Annotated in this window: 2 protein-coding genes; one reads left to right on the forward strand and one right to left on the reverse strand. The window is 70.7% G+C overall.

Annotation, left to right across the window (positions count from 1 at the left end):
• Positions 1-173: 173 nt before the first annotated feature.
• A complete protein-coding gene (locus NQ160_RS22605) occupies positions 174-1,094 on the forward strand; it encodes an aldose 1-epimerase family protein (RefSeq protein WP_257517275.1) in 921 nt (306 codons plus the stop codon).
• 2 nt (positions 1,095-1,096) lie between these two features.
• Here the strand turns inward: NQ160_RS22605 and NQ160_RS22610 are convergent.
• The coding region (locus NQ160_RS22610; protein WP_257517276.1) for an efflux RND transporter permease subunit at positions 1,097-2,257 on the reverse strand (1,161 nt) is incomplete at its 5' end.

A 2,257-nucleotide genomic window follows, 5' to 3' on the forward strand; every position in this document is an offset into this window, starting at 1 on the left:
CATCCGTCGGCCGGGGCCATTATCGATAGTGGTCATGCACGTCGATCGACGCCCACCATCGGCCCCTTGGACTCACAAACCCATCCACGCGCACCACGCGCAGTGTCCGAAGCCGACCAGACGAGTATACCGGTGCGAGGCTGGGAAACTTCCCACCGGCCTACCATGACGGGATGACGACCCACTTCCCCTACGACCCGACCGGTCGCAGGTTCACGGTGCAGCACGGCAACACGACGGCGGAGATATCGCAGGTCGGCGGCGCTTTACGGGCCTTCACCGTCGATGGGTTCGACTACGTGCCACGGTACCCCGACCGTTCGCCGACTCCCGCGGCGGCGGGCATCGTCTTGGTGCCGTGGCCCAACCGCGTGCGCGACGGAGAGTGGACGCGCGACGGAGTGACGCGACAGCTGGCGATCACCGAACCGCAGACCGGCAACGCGTCACACGGCCTGCTGCGCTTCGTCGGCTACCGGCCGGCGGTGTACACCGAGCACACCGTCACGCTGGCGGCCGATGTCTACCCGCAGACCGGCTACCCGTTCTACCTCGCCACCGAGGTGACGTACACCGTGACCGACGGCGCCCTCGCGGTCACCCACCGCATCCTGAACCTGGGCGACATGCCCGCGCCGGTCGCACTGGGCACGCACCCGTACTTGTGCATCGGGGGCGTCCCGACGGGCGAGCTGACGGTGCAGCTGGATGCCGCGACCCGCTTCCTGCTCGATGAGCGGAAGCTGCCGGTGGACGAAGTCCCCGTGGACGACGCCACCGACCTGCGGACGCCGCGCCCGGTGGGCGAGCTCGACCTCGACACCGCGTACGGCACGGTCGCGCGGGACGGCGCCGGCAACGCCCACGCCGTCCTCACCGCCCCCGACGGCAGGAGCCTCGACCTCTGGGCCGGCCCCGGCTTCGACTACCTGCAGGTCTTCACGACCGACCGCTTCCCCGGGCAGGACGTGGCGATCGCCATCGAGCCGATGACCGCCCCGCCCGACGCCTTGAACTCGGGCACCGGAATCCGCGTGCTCGAGCCGGGCGAGGAGTGGCTGCTGCACTGGGGTGTGATCGCCCGGGCCGACTGACGTCAGCGGCGGTCGTCGTCCGCATCGTCGACCGGGGCTTCGGCGTCGGCGTCGGCGTCGGCTTCGGCTTCGGCTTCGGCTTCGGCTTCGGCTTCGGCTTCGGCTTCAGCGGGGGCATTCTCGCCCACGCGGGCAGGCTGCACGGCCTTCGTGAGCGCAGAGAGCCGGGCGCCCTCGGTCGCCGTGTCGGTCGCGGCATCGGTGGGCGGATCCGTCGGTTCGGCGGTCACGAAGGGCTTCGCAGCATCGGGATCCGCGACTGTCGGATCCGCCACGGGGGCCGCGACGGGCTCAGCCCCGGGCGCCGTCGTCGCGTCGTCAAGCTCGGCACCCGCGTCGACGGGCGCGGAGCCGACCGGTCCCGTCGCGTCCGCAATCACGACCGGGAGCGACCCCGTCGCGCCACGCTCACGAAGGTCACGCCGACTCTTCGGCACGCCGACGGAGCCGGTGGCCGCCGTCGCGGGAACGAGAGCGTCCGAACGCCGCGACTGGCGGCGCTCACGGGCGCCCTCGACGAGGTTGTAGAGGGTCGGCAGCACGAGCAGCGTCAGCACGGTCGACGAGATCAGTCCGCCGATGACGACGATCGCGAGCGGCTGCGAGATGAATCCGCCGCTGCCGGTGATCCCCAGCGCCATCGGGGTCAGCGCGAAGATCGTCGCCAGCGCGGTCATCAGGATGGGACGAAGACGTCGCGCCCCGCCGGCGATGGTGGCGTCGTGCGCGGAGAGCCCCTTCACGCGGTACTGGTTGACGAGGTCGACCAGAACGATGGCGTTCGTCACCACGATGCCGATCAGCATGAGCACGCCGATGAGGGATGCCACGCCCAGCGGCACCCCGGTGGCGATCTGCAGCAGGATCGCGCCCGTCGCCGCGAACGGCACCGAGATCAGCAGCAGCAGCGGCTGACGGAGCGACTTGAAGGTGGCGACCATGACGATGTAGACGATGAGGATCGCCGCCAGCAGGGCCAGGCCCAGCTGGTAGAAGGCATCCTGCTGCTGTGACAGCACGCCGCCGACGGTGGCGTCGGCCGAGGCAGGCAGGTCGGCGCCCGCAAGCGCCTCACTCACGACCGACGAGGCCGCGGTGAGGTCGTCTCCGGAGGGGGTGACCACGACGGTGGCGGTGCGCTGGCCGCCCTCGGTGGTGATCGA

The sequence above is a fragment of the Microbacterium sp. zg.Y909 genome, from assembly GCF_024626565.1.

Bases quoted from the DNA above. Each gene is read 5' to 3' on its own strand.
- NQ160_RS22605 (WP_257517275.1), top strand. From the start codon at position 174: ATGACGACCCACTTCCCCTACGACCCGACCGGTCGCAGGTTCACGGTG.